The organism is Serratia sp. MF1(2023) (assembly GCF_030954545.1).
GTDB lineage: Bacteria > Pseudomonadota > Gammaproteobacteria > Enterobacterales > Enterobacteriaceae > Serratia > Serratia sarumanii.
Genome location: NZ_JAVHUX010000006.1, coordinates 58,600 through 76,006 on the forward strand (window position 1 = coordinate 58,600; position 17,407 = coordinate 76,006).

Annotated in this window: 15 protein-coding genes and 1 tRNA gene; 2 read left to right on the forward strand and 14 right to left on the reverse strand. The window is 61.1% G+C overall.

From position 1 onward, the window contains the following. Positions 1–24: 24 nt before the first annotated feature. The 5 genes from REA38_RS02290 to REA38_RS02310 form a co-directional block, all read right to left on the reverse strand. On the reverse strand, positions 25–1,635 hold the full coding sequence (locus tag REA38_RS02290) for an MFS transporter (protein ID WP_308884824.1): 1,611 nt from the start codon (positions 1,633–1,635) through the stop codon (positions 25–27). Continuing rightward, complete coding sequence (locus REA38_RS02295) at positions 1,628–2,053, reverse strand: DoxX family protein (protein ID WP_033635204.1); 426 nt, start codon at positions 2,051–2,053, stop codon at positions 1,628–1,630. Before REA38_RS02295 ends, REA38_RS02290 begins: the two co-directional genes overlap by 8 nt. Positions 2,054–2,062: 9 nt before the next feature. After that, positions 2,063–2,893 carry an alpha/beta hydrolase gene (locus tag REA38_RS02300; protein ID WP_308884826.1) on the reverse strand — a complete coding sequence of 277 codons (831 nt, stop codon included), beginning with the start codon at positions 2,891–2,893 and terminating at the stop codon, positions 2,063–2,065. 142 nt (positions 2,894–3,035) lie between these two features. Continuing rightward, complete coding sequence (locus REA38_RS02305; protein ID WP_060425996.1) at positions 3,036–4,388, reverse strand: MFS transporter; 1,353 nt, start codon at positions 4,386–4,388, stop codon at positions 3,036–3,038. A 216-nt stretch (positions 4,389–4,604) separates the two neighbouring features. Beyond that, a complete protein-coding gene (locus REA38_RS02310) occupies positions 4,605–5,795 on the reverse strand; it encodes a sugar transporter (protein ID WP_308884828.1) in 1,191 nt (396 codons plus the stop codon). Between the two features lie 268 nt (positions 5,796–6,063). Between REA38_RS02310 and REA38_RS02315 the strand changes: the two genes are divergently transcribed. Then, positions 6,064–6,750, forward strand: a complete 687-nt coding sequence (locus tag REA38_RS02315) for an aspartyl/asparaginyl beta-hydroxylase domain-containing protein (protein ID WP_308884830.1) — start codon at positions 6,064–6,066, stop codon at positions 6,748–6,750. A gap of 29 nt (positions 6,751–6,779) precedes the next feature. Here the strand turns inward: REA38_RS02315 and REA38_RS02320 are convergent, their stop codons facing one another. The 5 genes from REA38_RS02320 to REA38_RS02340 all read right to left on the reverse strand — a co-directional run bounded on the left by REA38_RS02320 (position 6,780) and on the right by REA38_RS02340 (position 11,820). After that, positions 6,780–7,496, reverse strand: coding sequence for an ABC transporter ATP-binding protein (locus REA38_RS02320; RefSeq protein ID WP_308884831.1), 717 nt, complete (start codon positions 7,494–7,496; stop codon positions 6,780–6,782). After that, positions 7,493–8,368 carry an ABC transporter ATP-binding protein gene (locus REA38_RS02325; protein ID WP_101455528.1) on the reverse strand — a complete coding sequence of 292 codons (876 nt, stop codon included), beginning with the start codon at positions 8,366–8,368 and terminating at the stop codon, positions 7,493–7,495. Before REA38_RS02325 ends, REA38_RS02320 begins: the two co-directional genes overlap by 4 nt. Further along, positions 8,365–9,651 (reverse strand): high-affinity branched-chain amino acid ABC transporter permease LivM, encoded by a 1,287-nt coding sequence (livM, locus tag REA38_RS02330; protein WP_197801742.1) that lies wholly within the window; start codon positions 9,649–9,651, stop codon positions 8,365–8,367. Before livM ends, REA38_RS02325 begins: the two co-directional genes overlap by 4 nt. A gap of 10 nt (positions 9,652–9,661) precedes the next feature. Then, complete coding sequence (locus REA38_RS02335; protein ID WP_004928592.1) at positions 9,662–10,576, reverse strand: branched-chain amino acid ABC transporter permease; 915 nt, start codon at positions 10,574–10,576, stop codon at positions 9,662–9,664. A gap of 125 nt (positions 10,577–10,701) precedes the next feature. Then, positions 10,702–11,820: a branched-chain amino acid ABC transporter substrate-binding protein gene (locus REA38_RS02340; protein WP_033647954.1), complete on the reverse strand. Its 1,119-nt coding sequence runs from the start codon at positions 11,818–11,820 to the stop codon at positions 10,702–10,704. A gap of 454 nt (positions 11,821–12,274) precedes the next feature. Here REA38_RS02340 and REA38_RS02345 point away from each other — a divergent pair. After that, positions 12,275–12,350, forward strand: a tRNA-Asn gene (locus REA38_RS02345). 84 nt (positions 12,351–12,434) lie between these two features. On the opposite strand, the gene dmsD is transcribed toward REA38_RS02345, so the two are convergent. The 4 genes from dmsD to ynfF are packed head-to-tail and all read right to left on the reverse strand — an operon-like array spanning position 12,435 to position 16,994. Further along, the gene (gene dmsD / locus REA38_RS02350) at positions 12,435–13,055 is read right to left on the reverse strand and encodes a Tat proofreading chaperone DmsD (protein ID WP_308884833.1); all 621 of its coding nucleotides are present in this window, start codon (positions 13,053–13,055) and stop codon (positions 12,435–12,437) included. A 21-nt stretch (positions 13,056–13,076) separates the two neighbouring features. Beyond that, positions 13,077–13,934, reverse strand: a complete 858-nt coding sequence (locus tag REA38_RS02355) for a DmsC/YnfH family molybdoenzyme membrane anchor subunit (RefSeq protein ID WP_308884835.1) — start codon at positions 13,932–13,934, stop codon at positions 13,077–13,079. A gap of 1 nt (position 13,935) precedes the next feature. After that, positions 13,936–14,553 carry a DMSO/selenate family reductase complex B subunit gene (locus REA38_RS02360; RefSeq protein ID WP_308884837.1) on the reverse strand — a complete coding sequence of 206 codons (618 nt, stop codon included), beginning with the start codon at positions 14,551–14,553 and terminating at the stop codon, positions 13,936–13,938. Between the two features lie 11 nt (positions 14,554–14,564). Further along, positions 14,565–16,994, reverse strand: a complete 2,430-nt coding sequence (gene ynfF / locus REA38_RS02365; protein ID WP_308884839.1) for a selenate/tellurate reductase subunit YnfF — start codon at positions 16,992–16,994, stop codon at positions 14,565–14,567. Between the last annotated feature and the right edge of the window lie 413 nt (positions 16,995–17,407).

Below are 17,407 nucleotides of genomic sequence, written 5' to 3' on the forward strand. Positions count from 1 at the left end.
CCTTCTCACCGCCTGGCCGTGCAGTTAATGCTTCACCTGATGCCGGTCGAGCGACAGGAAGTGATGCACCACCGGTTTCTCCGGCCCGATGTGGAAGCGCAGCGCCGCCTGCTGCAGATCGGCGTCGGCGTGCGACACCCGCTGGTGCTGCCGCAGGTGCTCCGCCCAGGACTCCACCAGGAACCACTCCATGATGCATTCCGGATCGCCGGTGTGCTCGGTAATGCCCCAGGCGTAAGCGCCGTCGCGGCGACGCGCCCGCTCCAGCATCAGCAGCGTGCGCAAGAACTGCGGCCGATCCTGTTCGCGGATGCGGTACTCCACCTGAATCATCACCGGGCCGCGATCGTTCTCAACCGGCGTGTTGACCAGCGGCTCCGGCCAATGGTTCGACGGCTGCAGATCGGCCTCGCCGGTCGGCAAGCGCAGGCGGTGGAACAGCAGCCCCGCCGCCAACAGGCCGACGCCGCCGACCAGCAGCGTGGCGGCCACGCCCAGCTCCTGCGCCACCAGCCCCCACAGCAGGCTGCCTACCGCCATCGCGCCGTTGAACACCATCAGGTAGATGGCCAGGCCGCGGCCGCGCACCCAGTTGGGCAGCACGCCCTGCGCCGCGCCGTTGAGCGTGGTCAGCGCAATAATCCAGCCGGCGCCCAGCACCAACAGCAGCACCACCGCCAGCCACTGCGGCGGCGCCAGCGACAGGGCCGCCATCACCACGGCGGTCAGCACCGCCGCCAGCAGCACCAGCCCGTCGGCGTTGAGCCGCTGGCGCAGGCGCGGCAACGCGATCGCCCCGAGGATCGCCCCGGCGCCTACCGCCCCCAGCAGCACGCCGTAAAAACCGGCGCTGCCGCCCAGCATGCGGCGCGCCACCAGCGGCAGCAGCGCCCAGACCGAGCTGGAGAATGCGAAGAACACCGCCGCCCGCAGCAGCACCACGTGCAGCTCGCGGCTGGAACGGGCATAGCGCAGGCCGGCGCGGAAGGCGCCGAAGAAGTGTTCCGACAGGCCGCTGTCCTCGGCCTTCGGCCGCTTCCACCACAGCAGCGCCGCGATCACCAGCACATAGCTCATCACGTCCGCACCATAGGCCGCGCCGGCGCCGAAGCTGGCCAGCAGCAGGCCGCCGGCCGCCGGGCCGATGGAGCGGGCGATGTTGATGCCCAGCGAATTCAGCGCCACGGCGTTTTTCAGCTCGGTGCGAGGCACCAGCTCCGGCACGATCGCCTGCCAGGTCGGCCCCATCAGCGCCGCGCCGATGCCGCCGACAAAGGTCAGCGCCAGCAGGTATTCCACCGTCAACGCACCGGTCTGCGATAGCACCAGCAGGCTGCCGCTGACGCAGGCCAGCAAAATTTGCACGAAGATCAGAAAGCGCCGTCGATCGAGGATGTCCGACAGTACCCCGGCCGGGATCGCCAGCAGGAACACCGGCAGCGTGGCGGCGGTCTGCATCAGCGCCACCGCCGAAGGGTTGCTCGACAGATCGGTAATCAGCCACGAGCTGGCGACGTCGCGCATAAAGCTGCCGACGTTGCCGAGCACCGTGGCACCCCACAGCACCGCAAATAAGGGGATTTTCAGCGGCGCGAAGCCGCCCGCCGCCGCCTTGTTGTCCGTCTGTTCAGCCATCCGTTCGCTCCTTCAAATCGTTAAATGCCACCAGCAACAGCGCGCCGGCCAGCCCGAGGTGTTCAAAAAATCCGTTCATCATCTGGCCGCGTTCCGCCCCGTCGAACTGCCAGAACGGATTGGCCATCAGCGTCGCCATCAGGGTAAAACCGGCCAGCGCCAACGCGCCGAGCCAGCGATAAAAGCCGCTCAGGATCAGCGCCGACGCCGCCAGTTCCAGCAGCGTCACCAGCACGGCGAACAGCGCCGCCGGCTGCAGGCCGAAGTGGGTCATCTCGGCAACCGCGCCTTCGACGTTCAGCGCCTTGACCAACCCGCCCTGGATGTAGGCGGCGCAAATGGCGAGCAGCAGCAGCCAGCGCACCGCGGGCGCGTGCAGCCGCTGCGCGCAGCGGGCGGCGATAGCAGTCAGGTTCATCGCGCCCCCTTAGAACGGCGAATTCTGGATAAAGGCCAGCAGATCGGCGTTGAAGCGATCGGGATCGACCTGCACCAAGCCGTGAGCGCCGTCAGCGTATACGTTCAGCTCCGCCTGTTGCATAAGCTTAGCGGCTTTCAGCGCCGAGGCGCCGATCGGCACGATCCGATCGGCGTCGCCATGCACCAGCAGCGTCGGCCTGTCGATCGCCAGCAGATCGGCGGTGAAGTCCACTTCGGAGAACGCGCTCACGCCGTCGTACTGCCCTTTCATGCCGCCCTGCATGGCCATCAGCCAGAAGTGGTCGATCAGCCCCGCATTGCTCTCCACCTCGTCGCAGTGGAGACCGTAGAACGGCACCGCCAGATCTTTGAAGAACTGCGAGCGGTTGCCCGCCACGCCGCTGCGAATGCCGTCGAAGGCCGCCATCGGTGCGCCTTCCGGGTTGGCCGGCGTTTGCAGCATCAGCGGCGGCACGGCGCCCACCAGCACCACCTTCGCCACCCGATCGCTGCCGTGGCGGCCGATGTAGCGCGCCACTTCGCCGCCGCCGATGGCGTGGCCGACCAGGATCAGATCGCGCAGATCCAGCGTTTCGATCAGCAGAGCCAGATCGTCGGCGTATTGGTTGATGTCGTTGCCGTGCCAGGTCTGATCCGAACGGCCGTGGCCGCGGCGATCGTGGGCGATCACCCGGAACCCGCTCTGGCCGAAAAACAGCAGCTGGTTGTCCCAGGCATCGGCGGACAGCGGCCAACCGTGGGAGAACAGGATCGGCTGGCCGCGGCCCCAATCCTTATAGAAAATGCGCGCGCCATCGGGCGCGGTGAGGATGCTCATGACGTGTTCCCCGCTCGGTATTGAATTGGATTTTGTACCGGGTAACAGTACGGCAGGCGCAAAGGCAGTGATAACGGAATAATTTTCGCATGATCGCGAGTTTTTTTGCTTAAGAGGCCGGCGTCGCCGCCGGCGCAAAACGTCAGATGTTTTCCAGATCGATACCGCGCGTTTTCGGGCCGAACAGCCCGATCACCAGCATCACGATCAGCATGCTGGCGACGATAAACGCGATCACCCCCAGCGAGCCGCCGTACTGCAGGATAATGCCGATGATGATGCTGCTGAACACCGTCGACAGCCGGCTGAAGGAGTAGCAGAAACCGACGGCGCGGGCGCGAATATGGGTCGGGAAGATCTCGGATTGATACGAGTGGTAGCTGTAGGTCAGCCAGGCGTTGGACCAGGTGATGAAGAAGCCGCACAGGATCAGCCACAGCGGGTTGTTCTGCAGCGCGAACAGCGAGCCGAAGACCACCGTCACCAGGCAAGACAACACGATCTGCCACTTATTCTCCATCTTGTCGGCGTAGAAGCTGCACAGCAGCGAGCCCAGCGGGTAGGCCAGCGTGATGAAGAAAGCGTACAGCAGGCTGTGGGTGACCGACGCGCCCTTGCCCGACAGCAGCGCCGGCAGCCAGTTGCCGAAGCCGAAGAAGCCGATGGCCTGAAAGAAATTCATCACCACCAGCATCAGCGTGCGATCGCGATACTGCGGCGCCCAAATGTCGCGAAAGCGGCCGCGCAGCGGCGCCCCCTCGGCATCGTCCACCGGGCGCGACGGAAAGTCCACGGCCGTCACGCCGCAGCGCCGTTCCATATCCCGCATCACCTGCCGGGCCTGCGCATAGCGCCGCTGCTGCACCAGCCAGCGCGGCGACTCCGGCAGCCCCTTGCGCACCAGCCAGATCACCAACGAGGCCAGCGAGCCGGCGATCACCACGTAGCGCCAGCCGCTCAGGCCCCAAATCGTCTGCGGCACCAGCCACCAGGACATCAGCGCCACCGCCGGCACCGACAGGAACTGCACGAAGAACGCGAAGGCGAAAGCCCGGGTGCGCAGATGCGCAGGCACCCACTCCGTCAGATAGGTGTCGATGGTCACCAGCTCGATGCCGAGCCCGACGCCCACCAGAAAGCGCAGAAAGATCACCCACTCCGCCTGCTGTTGAAACGCCAGCAGCAGCGAGAAGGCGCCATACCAGATCAGGGCGAACATGAAGGTGGCGCGGCGGCCGAAGCGATCGGCGTACGGGCTCAGCAGGCTGGCGCCGACGAACAGGCCAAGAAAGGTGGCGGAGGCGAAGGCCGCCTGGTCCGACACGCCGAAGACGCCCTGCGCGCCGGTGTGGAAAATGCCGTCGGCGATAAGGCCGGTGCTGATATAGCCGGTCTGGAACAGATCGTAGAGTTCGAAAAAGCCGCCCAGCGACAGCAGAATGATAAAGCGCCACAGACCGGCCGACGCGGGCAAGGCGTCGATTCTGGCCGCCAAATCCCGCGCATGGATCGGCGACGCCGCTACAGAGTCACTCGCCGTTAACCTCACATTAACATTTTTGATGACTTTCTATGCTAGCGAAGCGGCGTCGGAGTTAAATTTTTAATTAGCAGACTATGAAAAAAAGTTAAGCATAAAACGCTGCAGCAGCCTGTTTTATAGCAGGAAAATGCAACGCGGGATGCCGCAGCGGCATCCCGAATCGGTGGCTTAACGGCTGGGGTGCTGCTGCAACCGTTCGCTGCGGTAGAAGCTTACCAGGCACCAGCCGAGGGCGATCAGCGCCAGCGGCGCGGCGACGAAGCCGATGTTGCCCATGCCCAGATGCAGGCTCACCTGGTTGCCCAGCAGCGCGCCGCTGCCGATGCCGAAGTTGTACAGGCCGGAGAAGATCGCCATCGCCACGTCGGTGGCGTCCGGCGCCAGGCTCAGCACTTTGGCCTGCATCGACAGGCCGATGGCCATGATCGCCATGCCCCAGAAGATGCACAGCACCGTCAGGTGGCTTTCGCTGCCGGCGGCCGGCAACAACAGCAGCAGGCTCAAGGCCAGCAGCGCGATGGCGCCGATAAAGAAGCCGGAAGGAAAACGCTCGCTGTAGCGGCTGAACAGCAGGCTGCCGACGATGCCGGCGGCGCCGAACAGCAGCAGCATCAGCGTGGTGAAGTTCTCCGACAGCCCGGCCACGGTCTGGATAAACGGCTCGATGTAGCTGTAGGCGGTGAAATGCGCCGTCACCACGATGACGGTCAGCATGTACAGCGCCAGCAGCGCCGGGCGTTTGAACAGCAGCGGCACGCTGGCCAGCGAACCGGAGTGCTCGCTTTTCAGCACCGGCAGCAGGCGCCACAGCAGCACCAGCGCCAGGGTGGCGCACACCGCGATGCCGATAAAGGTCATGCGCCAGCCGAGCAGCTGCCCCACCACCCGCCCGAGCGGCAGCCCGAGCACCATCGCCAGCGCGGTACCGCCCGCCAGCAGGCTCAACGCCTGGGCTTTCTTGCCCGGCGGCGCCACGCGGATCGCCAGCGAGGCGGTGATCGACCAGAACACCGAGTGCGCCAGCGCCACGCCGGCGCGCGAAATGACCAGCGTGGTGAAGTTCCAGGCCACGGCAGTCAGCACGTGGCTGGCGATAAACAGCATGAACACGCCGATCAGCAGCTTGCGGCGCTCGATTTTGCTGGTCAGCAGCATGCACGCCAATGAGGCGGCGGCGACGATCCAGGCGTAGATGGTGATGATCAGGCCGACCTGTTCGGTTTGCATCGAGAAGCTGGCGGCGATGTCGCTCAGCAGACCGACCGGAATAAATTCGGTGGTGTTGAAGATAAAGGCCGAGACGGCGAGGATAACCACGCGCAACCAGGCAGTTGAGCGCGAAACGGGAGCGTGTTCCATGGTAAACAAAATCCGGACAGGTGCGGGCAAGTAGCGATATTTTAACCAACCGGCCCGCTAAATGCGATACGCGTCACACTTTAATTGTGTGGTTTTTTTCGCCGCATTTCGACACATTCGCAGACACACGGTTGCACAAATGCTGTGCTAATCTATTGAAGCGTACCAATTTTTCCTGCCGCTCTTCCCCTCCGGCCGCCGCAGACGACGCGCCGCGCCGAAGAACCGCGCGCAGTGTCCATTTGGCGTTTTCTGAGGCGAGGTCATTATGTCCGCGATTTATGATTGGTCCGTGCTCGCATTGCGCAATGTTTACGATCGCCGCATTCAGGGCAAGCCGGTGCTCGACAGCGCCGCGCTGTTCCCCGACGCCGAACGTTTCACCGCCCAATGGCGGCAGATCCGCGAAGAGGCGCTGACCGTCGCCCACGATCTGCACAATATTCCCCGCTTTCACGAGATCATGATCCAGCAGGCGTCGATCTCCGCCAACGACGCGCGCGACTGGCGCATGTTCATCATGAAGGCCTACGGACAGCCGATCGCCCGCAACCTGGCGCGCTGCCCGACGCTGGCGGCGTTAATCGCTTCGTCCCCGGACGTGCTGTCCGCCTCGCTCTCTTTCCTGGCGCCCGGCAAGCAGGTGCCGCCCCACCGCGGGCCGTTTCGCGGCATTCTGCGCGGCTATCTGGTGCTGGACATGCCCAAACGCGCCGACGGGGTGCCGGCGGCGGTGCTGAAAGTGGACGGCCGCGAATACCGGCTGCACGAGGGGGAGTTCATGCTGTGGGACGACACCTTCGAACACGAAGTGTGGAACGACAGCCCGCAGGTGCGCACCGTGCTGCTGCTGGACATCCGCCGCCGCGACATGCCCGGCGGGCTGCGGCTGCTCTCCAGCGCCATCATCACCCTGGTGCGGCTGAACGTGCGCTGGATGCAGAAACAGTTCTGAAGCGGGCCTCCCTGCCCAAAGGGCGGCGTTCAGCCGCCGCCCAGATAGGCCTTTCTCACCTCCGGATCGTTCAACAGCTCCTGGCCGCTGCCAGTGAGGCGGATCTGGCCGTTGACCATCACATAGCCGCGATCGGACAGCTTCAGCGCGTGGTTGGCGTTCTGCTCCACCAGAAACAGCGTCATGCCGCTGCGGGTCAGCTCGCGCAGCACGCCGAAGATCTGCCGCACCACGATCGGCGCCAGCCCCAGGCTCGGCTCGTCCAACAGCAGCAGCTTCGGCCGGCTCATCAGCGCGCGGGCAATCGCCAGCATCTGCTGCTCGCCGCCGGACAGGGTCATCGCTCGCTGGTTGCGCCGTTCCTTGAGGCGCGGAAACAGCTCGAACATGCGCTGCAGATCCTCCACCAGATAGCGGTTGCCGACGGTGATGGTGCCCATCAGCAGGTTCTCCTCCACGCTCATGTCCGGAAAGATGCGCCGCCCTTCCGGCGCTTGCGCGATGCCGCCGGCCGCCACGTAGTGCGTGGAGCGGCGGCTGATGTCCTCGCCGCCAAACAGGATCTGCCCGCCGGCGATGCGCGGCTGGCCGAAGATCGACATCAACAGCGTGGATTTTCCCGCGCCGTTGGCGCCGATCAGCGCCACCGTCTCCCCGGCGTTGACCTGCAGCGACACCTTGCGCAGCGCCTGGATCGGCCCGTAAAACACGTCCACTTCGCGAAATTCCAGCATCGCTTCGCTCATCCCGCCAGCTCCTCTTCGTCCGCGCCCAGGTAGGCGGCGATCACCGCCTCGTTGTGCTGGATCTCCTGCGGCGTGCCGCGGGCGATCACGTCGCCGTGATCGAGCACGATCACCCGATCGGAGATCTCCATCACCATGCCCATGTCATGCTCGATCAGCAGCACCGTGATGCCGTGATGCTGGCGCAGGAAACGGATGATGCGGCTCAGCGTGGCCGTTTCCACCGGGTTCAGCCCGGCGGCCGGTTCGTCGAGGCAGATCATCTCCGGCGTGGTGCACATGGCACGCGCGATCTCCAGCCGCCGCTGCTGGCCGTAGGACATCTCCCCCGCCAGCCGGTTGGCGCAGTCCACCAGATCCACCACCTCCAGCCAGTAGAAGGCGTGATCCAGCGCGGCGCTCTCCGCCCGGCGGTAGCCCGGCGTGTTCAGCACCCCGGCGATCAGGTTGCGGTTGCTCTGCATGTGCTGCGCCACCAGCAGGTTCTCCACCACCGACATTTCGCGGAACAGGCGGATATTCTGGAAAGTGCGCGCCAGCCCGGCGCGGTTGACCAAATGAGTGCCGCCGAACATCTTGTAATAGAGGCGCGAGCCGAGCCGCTTCGGGCGTATCCAGTCGCCGGCGCGAAACTTCTGCCCCAGCACCTGGATCACGTCGGTCGGCCGCTTATGGGTATTGAGCAGGATCGCGCCGCCGCTGGCGCGGTAAAAGCCGGTCAGGCAGTTGAACACCGTGGTCTTGCCGGCGCCGTTGGGGCCGATCAGGGCGGTGATGGAGCCGCGCTCTACCTCCAGATTGACGTCGTTCAGCGCCTTGATGCCGCCAAAGCGCATCATCAGGTGCTCCACCCGCAAAATGGCGTCGCTCATGGCGCCACCCCCTTGCGCTCGGCGAAGCTGGCGCGGCTGATGCGCACCAGCCCGCGCGGCCGCCAGATCATCATCGCCACCATCAGCACGCCGAACAGCAGCACCCGGTATTCGGCGAAGCTGCGCAGCAGCTCCGGCGCCACCGTCAGCACGAAGGCCGCCAGCACCACGCCGAGGGTGGAGCCCATGCCGCCCAGCACCACGATCGCCAGGATCAGCGCCGACTCGAAGAAGGTGAACGAGGTCGGGTTGACGAAGCCCTGATAGGTGGCGAAAAACACCCCCGCCAGCCCGGCGGTGGAGGCGCCCAGCATAAAGGCCGACAGCTTCACCAGCACGTGGTTCAGCCCGAGAGAGCGGCAGGCGATCTCATCCTCGCGCAGCGCCTCCCAGGCGCGCCCGATCGGCATGCGCGTCAGCCGGTGCTTGATGTACAGCACCAGCAGCACCACCAAAAACAGCACCGCGTAAATGAAAATGAACTTGAGGTTGGGGTTGTAATCGATGCCGAGAAACTCGTGGATCGGCACCCCGCCGTCTTTGGCGCGCCGGCCGAACTCCAGGCCGAACACCGTCGGCGCCGGCACCGAGACGCCGTTCGGCCCGCCGGTGAGCGACATCCAGTTGTTCAGCACCAGCCGGATGATCTCGCCGAACCCCAGCGTGACGATCGCCAGGTAGTCGCCGTGCATGCGCAGCACCGGAAAGCCCAGCAGCGCGCCGGCCAGCGCCGCCATCAGCGCCCCCAGCGGCAGCATCGCCCAGAAGCCCAGCCCGAGGTACTGATAGCCCAGCGCCAGCCCGTAGGCGCCGATGGCGTAAAACGCCACGTACCCCAGATCGAGCAGCCCCGCCAGCCCGACCACGATATTCAGCCCCAGGCCGAGCAGCACGTAGATCAGGCCGAGGATCGCCACCGTCAGCAGGTATTTGGTGGCGACGAACGGGAACAGCAGCGCGATCGCCGCCATCAGCGGCAGGAGCCAGCGCAGGTTGGATTTATAGTCCAGCGGCCGCACGTAAACGCCGTCGTTGCCGCCGTCGAAGCGCGCCAGCACCCTGCGCCCCGGCGCGGTTTGCAGGAACAGGCTCAGCAGCAGCCGCCCGGCCATCACCGCGACGATAATCCACACCAGCCGGTGCGGTTCGAAGTTAAAGCTGTAGCCGTTCAGCACGATGCCGACGATCGGCCCGAACACGATCAGGGCGATCAGCCCGGCCAAGACGGCGTCCAGCAGGCTGCGTTTAACGTCCAGCCCGCCGTGGATCACGGATTGCGACATGGCGTTCTCCTTAAACCTTGGCGATCAGCGGCCGGCCAAGCAGGCCCTGCGGACGGAAGATCAGGATCGCCACCAGCAACCCGAAGGAGAACACGTCCTTGTAATCCGAGTTCACCATGCCGGCGAACTGCGCCTCCGCCACCCCGAGCAGCAATCCGCCCAGCATGGCACCCGGCAGCGAGCCGATGCCGCCCAGCACCGCGGCGGTGAAGGCCTTGATGCCGATGATAAAGCCGACGTAAAAATCGAAGGTGCCGTAGTTCATGGTGATCAGCACCCCAGCCAGCCCGGCCATGGCGGCGCCGATCACGAACACCAGCGAGATCACCCGATCGGTATTGATGCCGAGAATCGAAGCCATTTTGCGATCCTGCTGGGTGGCGCGGCAGATGCGCCCCAGGCGGGTGCGCTGAATGATGTAGGTGAGGATCGCCATGCCGAGCAGCGACGCCACCAGAATAAACACTTTGGTGTAGGTGATTTGCACCACGCCGCCGTCGAACTCCAGGCGGAACACGCCGCTCAGCAGCGTCGGGATGCCCTGCTGGCGCGGCCCTTGGCTTATCTGCGCGTAGTTTTGCAGGATTAACGACATGCCGATGGCGGAGATCAGCGGCGCCAGGCGGGTGGAGTTGCGCAGCGGCTTGTAGGCGATGCGCTCGATCACCCAGCCGTACACCCCGGTGATGACGATGGTGAACACCAGCGTGCCGAGGATCAGCAGCGGGAACGAGTGCAGCCCGAAGAACGACAGCAGCGCCAAACCGATGGCGCACAGGTAGGCGGAGATCATGTACACCTCGCCGTGGGCGAAGTTGATCATGCCGATGATGCCGTAAACCATGGTGTAGCCGATGGCGATCAGGCCATACACCGCACCGAGGGTCAGGCCGTTGATCAGCTGTTGCAGAAAGAATACATCCATAATGAGCAGTCTCGCCTGGTAAGGCCGCCAACGCAGTCCGACGCGGCCCAAAGGTCATCGCGGAACGGGCTCGCCAGAGCGGCGAGCCCGTCGGTCATAGGGTTACAACTTCAAGGTTCGGCCGTTTACAGCTGGTGATATTTGCCCTTGTCATCCCATTGGTAGACCACGTAGTCCGAAACCTTCAGGTCGCCCTTCTGGTCCCAGGCTTTTTTGCCCATCACGGTATCCACATCGTGCGACTTCAGCCATTCGGCGGCCTTGGCGCTGTCTTTGCCGCCGGTGGCGTTGAAGGCGGCGGCGATCGCCTGGATCGAGGCGTAGGAGTAGAGGGTGTACCCTTCCGGCTCAAAGCCGCTGGCGCGGAACTTGGCGATCACCGCTTTGCCTTCCGGGATCTGACGCGGATCGTTGCCGAAGGTCATCAGCACGCCGTTGGTGTACTGCGGCCCGCCGGCGGCGGTCACCAGTTCTTCGGTCACCACGCAGTCGCCGGAGAAGAACTTGGCGGTCACGCCCTGCTCGCGCATCTGGCGCACCAGCGGCCCGGCTTCCGGATGGCAGCCGCCGAAGTAGACCACGTCCGGCTTGACCGAGGCGATCTTGGTCACCAGCGCGTTGAAGTCTTTCTCGCCGCGCGACAGCCCCTCATACAGCACTTCCTTGACCCCGCGCTTGTTCATCGCCGCCTTCGCCGCGTCCGCCAGCCCCTGGCCATAGGTGTCTTTATCGTGGATCACCGCGATGCGCTTGGCCTTCAGGGTGTCCAGCATGTAGTTGGTGGCGATCACGCCCTGCTGATCGTCGCGCCCGCACATGCGGAACATGGTCTTCATGCCGCGCTCGGTGATCTGCGGGTTGGTGGAGCCGGGGGTGATGGCGATGATGCCGGCCTCGTCATACACCTCGGAGGCGGGCATGGTGGAAGAGGAGCAGAAGTGGCCGACCACCGCCGAGACCTTTTCCTGATCCACCAGCCGGTTGGCGACCGCGACCGCCTGTTTCGGTTCGCAGGCGTCATCCCCCTGCACCAGCTTGATTTTTTCCCCTTTGATGCCGCCGGCGGCGTTGATGTCCGCCGCCGCCTGAGAAGCGCCGCGCCAGTACTGATCGCCATAGGTGGCGTTCGGCCCGGAGAACGGCCCGGCGACGCCGATGACGATATCGGCCTGCGCGGAAAACGCCGTACCTAAACAACCGATGAGCAAAGCAGCGAGCGGACTTTTTATCAATTTCGATGACATTGTTATCTTCCTCAGCACTGGTGTAGCGGAACGCCCTGGGGCGCGGAACTTTCACTTTATGTGTAGACGGGGAAAATAATTTTCTTGAGAGCGCAGTCGCATTCCCCAAAAATGGGTAAGCAAAAATCCAGCCATTGTGACGACGAATACATATTATTTGCTTATTCATCCTACATATCAGTTGCGGCGCGGCGTTTGACGGGGTTAACGGGGGATAAGCCGTACGGCTAAGAGGGAAGGTGCAGGATAGCGAGAGTGACCCTGCACCATCGCCGTGCAACGGCTTGTGCAAACGACGTCAAAACGATTTGGGATGCAAAAATCAGCGCATAGCGATGAAAAATGCCGAAAAACAGCGCAAGGTGCTCATTCCCTCAGCAAACGCGCTTTTTTTGCAGTTTAGCGCTTTGACAAACCCCAGGTGCCCCGCTATTATTCGCCCCGTTCGCACGATTCCTCTGTAGTTCAGTCGGTAGAACGGCGGACTGTTAATCCGTATGTCACTGGTTCGAGTCCAGTCAGAGGAGCCATATTTAGAAAAGCCCGCTCAGGGAGACCCGAGCGGGCTTTTTGCTTATGTCTCATCCATATCCCAACGGTTAGCTCGCCGGCCGTCAGAAATAGAGCTCCGGCTCCGCAGGAGTCAGATCGAGTTGTACCCGCCACGCGTTGAGCGTCAATAGCGCCAACTCAGCAATCCCCTGATAAAACGGATGTTCCGCCTTTTGTATCATCAAGGTCAAATAGCGAGAACTCCAAGGCAGAATATGCTCTGCCAGCAACTCCGTCATCTGCTGCGGCTGCAACTCCGCCAGCCAAGCAATGAGCAGCAATAGCAAACCAAAGTGATCCTCAGGTTCCCTGCCTTCGGTTTGGCCACAGATCTGATACTTCAGCATCCATCGACGCAATGCCAGGGTGGACTCACCGAACAGCACGCTCTCCCTGTCTAAATACACGGAACCCCAAGGGGGAGCCGGCAACTCATTCGGCCCGATAAACAGCCGTTGCCAGGCGATATGCAACGGCTCTTCCGTTGCCCGCATCATCAACTCTGCACAGTACTGCCGTTGCTCCTGACTGCCATAGGGCCAGTCATCGCACCACACCTCCGTCTGCAGAAACGCCACCAACGGAGACATCAGCTTATCACTCGGGGAATGGCAAAATAGTGCCCCCAGCGTTCTGGCCGTTAACGCCATATTTTTATTTTGCTGAAGTTGTTGTATATCCATCACGTTCACTGCCCTTTCGAATCAACCGGCAACAGCCACTCCCACCGTCATATGCAGGCCATAGAACACCCCGCGCCCAATAAGCTCAGCCGCTAACACCAGCATAAAACCTACCGCCAACACCGCCGTTTTAGGCGGCTTGCTGCGCACTAACGGACAAATCCAGCAGCCTAATCCCAGACCCAACAGCACCAGACGCCAAACCTGCAATGAACCGTAATCCGGCACCAGCATGGTGGCTTGCTGAACCGAACTGTGGATCCCCATCAGCGCCATCCCCTGCATCAACGCAGCTCCCAAGCTGAGCAGCATCGCCGCACCGCTCAGAACGGCGAACTTGCCACCGTTGAAGGTAAAACGCGCGCCACTCAACAATGTCACAGCCAGCAGCGGGCCAGCGAGCAAAACGGTCATGAAGAAGCCCAGCGCGGTATAACCGTTGTTCCAAGTCGGTACCGTGTCAATCAGATAAACGCGGGACATTAACCAGACAAACATCACGCCCAGCGCCATCGTGGCAAACAACCATGGCTTACCAAGCGCGGCCGGCATTATGCGCAGCACCGCCAGCAGCCACCAGCCTCCTCCCACAGCAAAAAACAGTATGCCGCCGGCAATCTCATTGCTCAGTGCCGAATGGCCGAGGCGGTTGAGTGCATTCATGGCGCGCAGCGGCGATCCCATGTGCATCGTCGACGCCAGAAATCCCATCCCCATCAACGCCCACAAGAAAAACATAGCGCGTACTATACGCTGTTGCTTGGCGCGATCATCCTGGGCGGAAAGCCAGGCTAAACCGGTGATAATGACGCCGCCAACCACGCATTGGCCCAGCACGGTAAACAGGGCCAGTGGCCATTCATGCCATCCGCTTCCCATATCACACCTCCTTCGGGTTAGCCAAAAAGCCGGTGGTATCCCCAGTCGGGCGGCTGTTGGCGTTGGGTTTAATCACGATGCAGGGACGGGTAAAGTGCGAGCCAGGCAGAGGGGCGACCTGCGCCAATTCTCCATATTGCTGACGCAACCGGTCAATCGGGCCGAAATCCAGGGCACGCAATGGGCAGGATTCGACGCAGACCGGTTTTTTCCCCTCGGCAACACGCTGATAGCAACCATCGCATTTAGTCATATGCCCTTTTGCCCCATTATATTGCGGCGCACCGTAGGGGCAGGCCATGTGACAATAACGACAGCCAATACACACCGCTTCATCGACAATAACGAACCCGTCGGCACGCTTGTGCATCGCGCCGCTCGGGCAGACTTTGACGCAAGCGGGATCTTCACAGTGGTTACAGGCAATGGACAGGTAGTAGGCGAACACATTCTGGCGCCAGACGCCATTGTCCTCTTGCCAGTCTCCTCCGGCATATTCATAAATCCGCCGAAAGCTCACCTCCGGAGTCAAATCTTTATAATCCTTACAGGCCAGCTCACAGGTCTTGCAGCCGGTGCAACGGCTGGAGTCAATATAAAAACCATATTGGGTGGTCATCACTCCGCTCCTTAAACCTTCTCAATTTGCACAAGATTGGTGTGCTGCGGATTGCCTTTGGCCAATGGAGAAGGCCGCGAGGAGGTCAGAATGTTGACAGAACCGCCATGATCAACCTTATCGCCGAACATGTCCGCCTTCAGCCATGCTCCCTGCCCCATAGCGACCACGCCAGGCATGATACGCGGCGTCACTTTCGCCGGGATATACATCTGGCCGCGCCCGTTGAATACCCGCACCTTGTCACCGCTTGCGATACCCCGTCGTTTGGCGTCTATAGGGTTAATCCAGACCTCCTGCGGGCATGCCTGCTGCAATACCTCGATATTGCCGTAGCTGGAGTGGGTTCTTGCCTTATAGTGGAAACCGAACAGCTGCAACGGGTATTGGCTGCGCGCCGGATCCTCCCATCCTTCAAAGCCAGCGGCATAAATTGGCAGCGGATCGATAATCTCGTCGGGTTTCAATTCCCAGCTCGCGGCGATCTGCGCCAGGCGAGCGGAGTAGATTTCAATTTTACCTGACGGTGTTTCCAGAGGATTCGCCGCAGGATCCTCGCGAAACGCTTTGAATGCCACGACATGCTCCTCAGGACATTTTCGCTTATAGATCCCCGCCATTTTGAGTTCTTCATAATCAGGCATGTCGGGGTGGCGCTCTTTGGTTTTCGCGCACAAATATTTCACCCATTCGTGCTGAGTTCGTCCTTCGGTAAAGCGTTGATAGACATCCGGCCCCAGACGCCGGGCGACATCAGAGAGGATGTCATAGATGGGACGACGCTCGAATTTAGCTGACGTCGCCGGTTGTCCAAGGATGACGTAGGCCATATTGCCGGCGGCCTCATGAGGGATCAGATCCTCCTGCTCAGTAGGCATCAGATCCGGCAGCAGAATGTCGCAATACTTAGCCGAAGCAGTCATAAAGTGGTCGATACAAACAATCATTTCGCATTGACCGTCATCCTGCAAAATTTCATGCGTTCGGGCGATATCGCTATGTTGATTGATCAAGGTGTTGCTGGCGTAACACCACAGAAATTTAATCGGCACCTCCAGTTTGTCTTTACCGCGCACACCATCCCGAGCGGCCGTCATTTCCGTGCCACGCGCAATGGCGTCGGTCCAGGTGAACACCGAAATCTGCGTTTTGACCGGGTTATTCAGCATGGAGAACCATTCAACATCCAGTTCGTAAGAACCTTCCCGATCGCCGGTGTTTCCGCCGTTAATACCGACATTCCCCGTCAAAATCGCCAGCATGGCGATCGCTCTGGCGGTCTGTTCCCCGTTGGACTGGCGCTGCGGCCCCCAACCCTGGCAGATAAACGCCGGCTTCGCGCCACCGATTTCCCGAGCCAGTTTGATGATTTTATCTGCCGGGATGCCGGTAATGCCGGAGGCCCATTGCGGCGTTTTAGCGAGGCCATCCTCACCTTCGCCCAGGATATAGGCCTTATAGTGACCGTTACGCGGCGCGCTTGCCGGCAACGTCTTTTCATCATAGCCAACGCAATAACTATCCAGAAACGGCTGATCCACCCAATCCTCGGTAATGAGAACATGGGCGATACCGGCGGCCAGCGCCCCATCAGTGCCCGGCCGAATAGGGATCCATTCATCCTCGCGGCCAGCGGCGGTATCGGAGTATCGCGGGTCGATGACGATCATCCTGGCGTTTGAGCGCTCACGCGCCTGCTCAAGATAATAAGTCACCCCACCTCCGCTCATGCGGGTTTCGGCCGGGTTATTGCCGAACAACACCACCAGCTTGCTATTGGCAATATCATCCGGGCTGTTGCCGGCACGCCCGCCATAGACATACTTCATGGCTTCACGGATCTGCGCCGTGCTATAGCTGCCATAGCGGCTTAAAAAGCCGCCGCATGAATTCATCAAACGATACGGTGCATTGGAATTGGTGATATTGCCGCCATCGACACCGGTGCCATACAACACGTGCACCGCCTCGTTGCCATAGCGATCGAGGACACGCCGTAAATTATCCGCAATGGCATCCAGCGCCTCATCCCAACTGATGCGCTGAAACTTGCCTTCGCCACGTTTCCCCACGCGCTTCATCGGATACTTCAGACGGTCCGGGTGATTCATTCGGCGGCGGATTGAACGGCCACGCAGACATGCCCTGACTTGATGATGGCCGTAAATATCGTCACCGGTGGTGTCGGACTCAACCCGATAGACTTCGTCATCACGTACGTGGAGCCGCAACAGGCAACGGCTGCCGCAGTTTACCGTACACGCACTCCACACTGCCTTTTCCTTCGGACGGAGCGCCTCACCGGCGGCGAACGCGTTAAAACCGAACGGTAATGCGATCCCGTTTGCAGCAGCCAATAACCCGCCCACCGCACCGCTTTTGATCAGCTTGCGGCGCGTTATTGCCGCACACAGCCACTTTTCATCTTCAGAGGTTTTCATACATCACTCACTTAATCAGCAATAAGGGAATTTATTACATGGCAAGTAGATTCAATTTTTTATTATCGCGGGCGAGTTCGGGCAGGTTAATTACGCCAACGCCACGCTCAATAGACATTACTTCCATTTTGTTGATAAAAGTTTGTCCTGCATCAATTAAGCCCAGAAAAACAACTTCTCCATATCAGCATTGATTAGTAAAAAATTCTACAATATCTTTGTGACACAAATCACAGCATTCATGCTAAAATACATAAAAACAAATAAAATCAATGAATTAACACAAAACCAAAAATCATCAAAAAATAAAAAAGAGAATTATTTTCTCTTTAGGCGTGAAATTAATGCTGAAAAAGGCAAGCTTTTCTCCAATACCGGTAATATTCTAAAAAAAATATTTACACGAGTACCCA

Excerpts from the sequence above, each read along its gene's own strand:
- REA38_RS02290 (WP_308884824.1), bottom strand. The coding sequence starts at position 1,635 with ATGGCTGAACAGACGGACAACAAGGCGGCGGCGGGCGGCTTCGCGCCG.
- REA38_RS02295 (WP_033635204.1), bottom strand. The coding sequence starts at position 2,053 with ATGAACCTGACTGCTATCGCCGCCCGCTGCGCGCAGCGGCTGCACGCG.
- REA38_RS02300 (WP_308884826.1), bottom strand. The coding sequence starts at position 2,893 with ATGAGCATCCTCACCGCGCCCGATGGCGCGCGCATTTTCTATAAGGAT.
- REA38_RS02310 (WP_308884828.1), bottom strand. The coding sequence starts at position 5,795 with ATGGAACACGCTCCCGTTTCGCGCTCAACTGCCTGGTTGCGCGTGGTT.
- REA38_RS02315 (WP_308884830.1), top strand. The coding sequence starts at position 6,064 with ATGTCCGCGATTTATGATTGGTCCGTGCTCGCATTGCGCAATGTTTAC.
- REA38_RS02320 (WP_308884831.1), bottom strand. The coding sequence starts at position 7,496 with ATGAGCGAAGCGATGCTGGAATTTCGCGAAGTGGACGTGTTTTACGGG.
- REA38_RS02325 (WP_101455528.1), bottom strand. The coding sequence starts at position 8,368 with ATGAGCGACGCCATTTTGCGGGTGGAGCACCTGATGATGCGCTTTGGC.
- livM (WP_197801742.1), bottom strand. The coding sequence starts at position 9,651 with ATGTCGCAATCCGTGATCCACGGCGGGCTGGACGTTAAACGCAGCCTG.
- REA38_RS02335 (WP_004928592.1), bottom strand. The coding sequence starts at position 10,576 with ATGGATGTATTCTTTCTGCAACAGCTGATCAACGGCCTGACCCTCGGT.
- REA38_RS02340 (WP_033647954.1), bottom strand. The coding sequence starts at position 11,820 with ATGTCATCGAAATTGATAAAAAGTCCGCTCGCTGCTTTGCTCATCGGT.
- dmsD (WP_308884833.1), bottom strand. The coding sequence starts at position 13,055 with ATGGATATACAACAACTTCAGCAAAATAAAAATATGGCGTTAACGGCC.
- REA38_RS02355 (WP_308884835.1), bottom strand. The coding sequence starts at position 13,934 with ATGGGAAGCGGATGGCATGAATGGCCACTGGCCCTGTTTACCGTGCTG.
- REA38_RS02360 (WP_308884837.1), bottom strand. The coding sequence starts at position 14,553 with ATGACCACCCAATATGGTTTTTATATTGACTCCAGCCGTTGCACCGGC.
- ynfF (WP_308884839.1), bottom strand. The coding sequence starts at position 16,994 with ATGAAAACCTCTGAAGATGAAAAGTGGCTGTGTGCGGCAATAACGCGC.